Source organism: Natrinema soli (assembly GCF_028618695.1).
The window spans coordinates 25,311-32,301 of the sequence record NZ_JAQIVI010000231.1; the positions used below are offsets into that span (position 1 = coordinate 25,311).

3 protein-coding genes and 2 pseudogenes are annotated in these 6,991 nt (G+C 58.8%); 2 read left to right on the top strand and 3 right to left on the bottom strand.

Annotated features, from left to right (window positions below):
• Positions 1-741 precede the first annotated feature (741 nt).
• Positions 742-1,201, top strand: a pseudogene (locus PGX04_RS15220) (NAD-dependent epimerase/dehydratase family protein); the annotation flags it as partial.
• A 143-nt stretch (positions 1,202-1,344) separates the two neighbouring features.
• Positions 1,345-2,595 (top strand): RNA-guided endonuclease InsQ/TnpB family protein, encoded by a 1,251-nt coding sequence (locus tag PGX04_RS15225; RefSeq protein ID WP_273739279.1) that lies wholly within the window; start codon positions 1,345-1,347, stop codon positions 2,593-2,595.
• 198 nt (positions 2,596-2,793) lie between these two features.
• Here PGX04_RS15225 and PGX04_RS15230 read toward each other — a convergent pair whose 3' ends face one another.
• From PGX04_RS15230 to PGX04_RS15240, 3 genes and pseudogenes are all read right to left on the bottom strand, one after another.
• Positions 2,794-4,062, bottom strand: coding sequence for a glycosyltransferase family 2 protein (locus PGX04_RS15230; RefSeq protein ID WP_273739280.1), 1,269 nt, complete (start codon positions 4,060-4,062; stop codon positions 2,794-2,796).
• A 724-nt stretch (positions 4,063-4,786) separates the two neighbouring features.
• Positions 4,787-5,395, bottom strand: a pseudogene (locus tag PGX04_RS15235) (transposase); the annotation flags it as partial.
• 104 nt (positions 5,396-5,499) lie between these two features.
• Entirely contained in the window at positions 5,500-6,660 is a 1,161-nt protein-coding gene (locus PGX04_RS15240; RefSeq protein ID WP_273739281.1) for a DUF1616 domain-containing protein, read from the bottom strand.
• Positions 6,661-6,991: the final 331 nt, after the last annotated feature.

Consider the following 6,991-nt stretch of genomic DNA (forward strand, 5'->3'; position numbering starts at 1 on the left):
CGCTTGAGGGTGGGGCTTCCTGCTTCGAGGGCGCACTTTGCAGGAACCGACGTGGTTCCCGTAGGAGCGGCTGTCTCCACAGGCGTTCGAAAATCGCTTCGCGATTTTCGCAGCCTCTTGGAGAGCTTTGCTCTCCAACGGTCGGCGAATCTCTGATTCGCCTCGACACCAGAATCGCGGAGCGGTTCTGAGGACGTTGGTTCGGAGCGTCCCGCCCCGACGTGCTTGATACCGCGAGAACTAAAACAGCGAGAGAGTCCCCCGCCGTAATCGGCGGGGAGGATGTCACAAGCGGGACGAGAGCGGCGTCAGTACGTGGTCAAACGGTTGGAAGAAGCGAGTGTCATTCGGACAGTGTAACGGTGACGGCGATCGCAAAGATCACCTGCAACTCGGCCATTCACTCGGTCCGATACTGAACAATCGCATCGGCCCCGCACTTGGGACAATGGGTGACCGATGCCGAGACGCTGGTGCCACATCGACGGCATTCCCGAATGACGGTCGGCTCCGCGGTCCCAAAGAGCAGTGCTTTGACGAGTTCTATCATCGAAGTTGGTATGTGAGTATAACGTCAGACACAAAATACCATGTGTTTCTCGATATCTAAATAGTTGGTGCGAAATACTGATCGAACGCACCAACGCCGACGTCCTGTTACCAACCACGCCAAACGCAGGGGTACCACTGCGAGATCGGTGAAGTCGAACCCGTTACCGTCTCCCACCCTCGTGGACACATATGCACGAGCAGCGCGTTCTCGTCACCGGCGGCGCCGGTTTCATCGGCTCACATCTGACCGATCGATTGCTCGCAAGCGGGGCCTACGTCACGGTCATCGACAACCTCTCGAACGGCCACAAGGGGTGGGTGCCCGACGAGGCAACCCTCATCGAGCGCGATCTCACTGACCCCGATGCGCTCGAGGGAGTTCTCACGAGCGACGTCGATCGTGTCTTCCACCTCGCAGCGTCGAAAGCCGTAAACAGCGACCGCCCGCCGGGCACAGTTCGAAGCGAACACGCAGATGGCCTATAACGTGCTCGAGACCATGCAGGATGTCGGCGTCTCGGAGCTCGCCTACACCTCGACGTCGACGGTGTACGGGGAAGCGCCGCGGCCGACCCCCGAAGATCACGCACCTCTCGAGCCGATCAGCGTGTATGGCGCGAGTAAGCTCGCCGATGAAGGCCTCTGTTCGACCTATCTTTAAACAGCGAGAGAATCCCGCCGTTCACGGCGGGCATGAATCGCGTCACTCGGCTACACCCCCACCGTCGATGGCAGACTGGATATTTACTGTGAATCCACACCATTAAGTAACCGAACCAACATAGGCTATGTATGGCGGTTCAGGTCACTCGTACCTACGTTGGTTCCATTCAAAACCAGCGACAGGTCTGCGATGACCTTGACTCGCTCGGCGATTCTGTCTCAAAAATCTGGAACGTCGCACGATGGACGGCAGGCCGTGTGTGGGATGCAATCGGTGAGATCCCTAACGAAGCCCCGCTAAAATCGTACATGAAGAACCAAGCGTGCTGGAAAGACTTGAACGCACAATCCAGTCAGAAAGTCATCGAAGAACTTTCCGACGCTTTCCAGTCATGGTTCAACCTGCGACAGAAGGACAACGAGGCGAATCCGCCCGGCTACCGCAAACACAGCGATGAACGCCCGCGTAGTACGGTCACGTTCAAAGCAGACGGGTTCAAACACGACTCCAAGAACAATCGCGTACGGCTCTCAAAGGGGAAGAACCTGAAAGAACACCGTTCAGATTTCATCCTTTGTGAATATCAGACACGTCCAGATATTCACCTCTCAGAAGTCAACAAAGTACAGAACGTTCGAGCGGTTTGGAATGGCGACGAGTGGGAACTACACTTCGTCTGCAAAGTTGAACTCGAAACCACTGACTCAACAGGCGACGGAGTAGCAGGCATCGACCTCGGCATCACAAACATCGCCACGGTCGCATTCCCTGATGAATATGTTCTGTACCCCGGCAACTCGCTCAAGCAAGACAAGCACTATTTCACTCGTGCAGAGTACGACACTGAAGGCGAGAGCGATCCGTCTGAGAAGTCAATGTGGGCACGTCGAAAACTCGCAGACCGTGAAACGCACTTCTACCACACGCTTACAGACACCATTATTACCGAGTGTGTCGAACGGGGTGTTGGCACACTCACAGTGAGTTGGCCTGAAGATGTGCGAGACTCGGACTGGGGCAAAACGGGGAACAAGAAGTTGCACTCGTGGGCGTTCGATCGCATCTACCAGTACCTTGATTACAAGGGAGAGATACGCGGTGTCGAGGTGCTGAAAGAGAACGAGTGGGACACGTCGAAGACCTGCTCACGGTGTGGCGACGACACGAAGTCTAACCGTAAGCACCGTGGCTTGTATGTCTGCTCGTCGTGTGAATTGGTAGCCAACGCGGATTGTAATGGGGCGGAAAATATGCGACAGAAGATAACTCCGAGTCCTCACGGCGAGGATAGGAGTAACGGCTGTGTGGCACAGCCATCGGTACACTTGTTCAACCGCGAGAGCGGGACGTTCAACATGAGAGAACAGGTCGTATCGTAGACCGGCAAATATCCTACCCGCGGTACGGGAAGCCTCGCCGTTTACGGCGAGGAGGATGTCACTCCGGTCACGTCGGCTGATCCGGATCCATAGCACGGCCAGAACCCAAGCCGGTGGCTCGAGTGCTGCAGTCGTCCCTGGATACGAAGTCACCACGCGGCCGTGGTACGAACCGCGAAAAGAAATTTCGACGGAGCGCTACTGGTTGATGGCGCTCAGGAAGAACGACGAGAACACCGTCTGGAGCCCGATGACGATCGCCGTAAAGGCCAGCATCGCGCTCATCGTGAACTCGAGCGAGCCGAACCCGCTGGAGATCCACTGAACGACCAGCGTCGCCGCATACAGACCCCCGACTGCGAACACCGCCAGCCCGGCCGTCGCGCCGTGCTCGAGCGATAGTGACTGTGTCACGCGCTGCGTGATGGGGTCCTCGGGTTTCCGAATGGGATCGCTCGCCACGGCGGCGAAGACCCCGAGACTGGAGATCTGATAGCCGACGATGGTCAACAGGCTCCCGGCGATCATCGAGTGGAGCCCGAGGGTCACACCGTTGACTGCGGTGCCGGTATACGTGACGCCCATCACGGCGAGCCCGACGAGACACAACAGGAGTCCCGGTGCCGAGAACAGGTAGCCCGGCGCGTTCACGAGCATGAAGTGGACGTGCCGCCAGCCGTCGCGGAAGCTCTCGAGGGTCTCCTCGCCCTCTCGCTCGTGGTAGACGATCGGGGTTTCAACGATCGTGAGGTCCTTCGCGCCGGCCTCCATGATCATCTCGCTGGCGAACTCCATCCCAGTCGTCTCGAGATCCATCGTCTCGTAGGCCTCCTTCGTGAAAATCCGAAAGCCGCTGTGGGCGTCGCTGACGCCGGCCCCGTAGAAGATGTTCAGGAACTTCGTCAGGAACGGATTGCCGATATGCTGATGCAGTGACGGCATCGCGCCGGGCTTGATCTCGCCCTCGAGTCGACTACCCATCACCATATCGCCGTCCTCGTCGCGGAGATGGGCCAGTAGGCGCGGGATCTGTTCGAAGTCGTATGTCGTATCGGCGTCGCCCATGACGATGTAGTCGCCGCGGGCACGATCGAACGCGTACCGGTAGGCGTAGCCATACCCCGGCTGATCGGGCTCGTAGATGATCGCCCCTAACTCCCGTCCGATCTCGGGCGTGCGATCGATCGAACTGTCGCTGAGGATGATCTCGGCGGGCATCCCCAGTGTGGCGATCGCGGTCTTCGCCCGCGTGATGCACTCCGCGACGCCGTCTTCCTCGTTGAGCGTCGGCATCACCACGCTCAGCGCCGGCATCTGGTCGCTATCCGGACCGACGAGGAGGTCGTCGGCCTCGTGATCGCTGGTGATTTCGCGTCCCGCCTTCTGCTCGAGGCCGTCCTCGAGTGATCCCGGTTCCGATTCGATTGCGGTTGGATGTCTCTGATCGCTTCCTTCAGATGTACTCATAGTGGTTGATTTCCGTCTTCCCCTTCCAAGGTTCGCAGACCGGTCACAGTTTCCTCATCATGTTGTTTATTCGTCATCTGTGGTTGATCACAGATCTATTGGCTGTATCATCATACCAGAAACGCTTGCATAAACGTTCGGTATTAGGAACATGAAGTATTTTCACCAGATAGGAGATTTACTTGTATATTTATGAATTAACCTGTGAGAAACATGTCAGGCATATATATATATTTGCTAAAATAGAACAGTCAGAAAAGTGTTCCACTGGGAGAACGATGATTGTCGATGCCGACGAATGGTTCCCGACTCTCACCCTGGACGAACTCGATCAAATGCCATCCTCCCCGGCGTTCACGCCGGGGTTTCCTCGCGCTGGGAGTCTCGGCTATGCCGAGATGGTTCGAGAGAGCAAGCTCTTCTCTCGTCATCACGAGACGACAAAGTCGTCTCGAACGACCACGGAGGCAACTTTCGGGTTCGTATGCTCCTCGTTGGGACGGTGAGAGCGTGGTAGCTCCGACCATGAAGGTCGTCCTACTTGAGGCACACGGGCCGTGCCATCGGCCGTGCTACCGTTTCGTGCTGTCTCAGGTTCGACCAAGTCATGGGCCAGCGCGTCCTGTGTATGGCCGCACTACCGCGTCCAACGGCGGTACAGCGGCCGTATCTACAGGCGGAGCAGGCCGAGTGCCTCGGGGCTTGACCCCGAGGCGGTTCACTCGCTGCTGTACCGGTCTTCGCGGAGCTTCGATTGCAGTTTGGCGATCCGTTGGGTGGTCTCGCGGAACCGTTCGAACAGGTCGTGTTCTTCGTACAGGTACTGCTCGCCGATCGAAGCCGTACAGGCGACGATATTGTTCGTGCCGATGTCCAGAGCAGCGGTTTCGTCCGCCAGTGGATGTGCCAGTCGAGAATTGTCGATAGTGACTGACTGAAAGGCCCTGAACGTCTCGCTCACGCCGTCACAATACGGTTCTAACCGCCACTGCTTGTCGTACTCTTTTCAGTTGGGTTCACCGCGAATCTCGAGCCGAAACCGTTCTTGGTACCCAAGCCGTACTCCTCTTTCAGGTCTTGGCCGACAGGAATTTCGAGGCGGGAGTAGTCGCCCCTCTTCGACCGAGTACGACGTGTTGCGGATATACGTCCATAGTTCGCGGCCCTCGTCTTGGTTGCCCCAGAAGCCGGGCTTGCCGTTGGCTTCGCCCTTCTCTCGGAGTGCGAAGAACGAGCGCCACGCTTCGCGGTTCTTGCGTTCGATCTGTTGAACAGTCGAAGCGCCGAGGATTCCGCCGTACCGACCGCGGTACTCGTCGATCTCCCAAACGTCGACCTCACCCGCGCAACACAGGGTCGTGTGAAAGCCTTCGCCGAAGAACAGGACATTACACTCACCGAAGCGTATGAATGACTCTTGAATGCGGGAGCTGAGTATTATGCTGAGACTCGACTCTCAAGACGTTCGTTCGAGCCCGTATTCGACTCAGAAACGTTCATCCAGAGGTGAACAGAGTACTCCGTATCGTCCATCGAGGGCTCGGCCGGGACGTCGCCGCCGGGGAAGAGCAACCAGACGACGCGCTGATTCTCGCCGGTCATCGTCGGCTCGAGTTCGTACGTCTGGTGCCAGCTCTCGTTGTGCGCGACCGTGGTGCTGAACCGGTCGAGTTCGCGTTGCTCTCGGACGACCGTTTCGTTGACCGTCGCATTCGGCTCCCCCTCCTCGAGGGCCGTCTCGTTCTCGACCACCTCGACGTCCTGCTCGAGGACCACCACCGTGTACTCGGTCGTCTCCTGCTCGTGGTTGTCAATGCCGACGAACAGTTCCCGACTCTCACCCTGGACGAACTCGGTCGGATAGTTGTCGGCGACTAACTCGCCGTCGTCGTCCTCGGTCAACAGATAGATCGCCGAGAACTGCTCGTCGTCGGGCGGGACCATCACCGCGTACCCCACGGTCCCAACGGCAAGCATGACCGACACCACGAGCAGCACGTTCAGCGCGGCGTCCGCACGCGTATCCGGCTCGAGTAACTCCGTCCGCCCGGCGGCGTACCACTCCCGATAGGGGACCTGAAACCGTTCGTCGACGGGCAGCGCCTGCCGGCGACTGGCTGCCACGATTGTCGCGACGAGCGTGAAGCCGCTGACTGACACCACGATCGGAACGAGACGAATTCCCCAGGGCGTGAAGTTCAGGACGAGTCCGATCAGGGGAACGACTGCAATACTGAGGCCGAACGAGAGGGCGACGCGCTCGAGACCGTCGATGCCGGACCGTGAGGCGATGGAGTCGTACCAGCCATCCGGCTCCAATTCGTCATCCATCACCTCGCTGTCGGCCGGTAAACCAGATTCGTCAACCGACACAGGTGACTCGCCAGCTTCCGGGAACAGCGCCGCGATAAACGCATACCCCGGGACGAACAGGACGAACGCGAGCCCGAGCGGAACCCGGAGCGGGGTCTCCCGAATCACGGGGGCCAGCGCGGCGACGTTCGTTGTGATGACGAGCGCGACCACGGCGGCGAGATCGGCAGGGAGATTCCTGACTGGCCGTGGCAGCAATAGCCAGAGCGACCGGAATGCGACCATTCAACCACTAGTACTGCCAACGGGGGTAAAAACGAACCGGTAGACGTGCACTAGTGCCGTCGACGTGACGGGCTAGTCGTCGGTCATAACCGTCTACCTCGAATCGGCCAACGAACTCGCGTCCGCTGCCGTCCGCCGCGAGGATTCCCTCGAGAATCCGAACCTCCTCTTCCTCTGAGATCTAGTCGGACCGGATGCACGCGTGGAACATCTTGTGTGCGAGCGTCTCGATCCATGCCGTGAGTTCAGCGACGCGGTCGACGAGCGCCGCATCCGATCGGCCCTCGGGCGTCGCGGAGCGGGGCGCAGCCGGGGCGTCGCTGATTCCTCG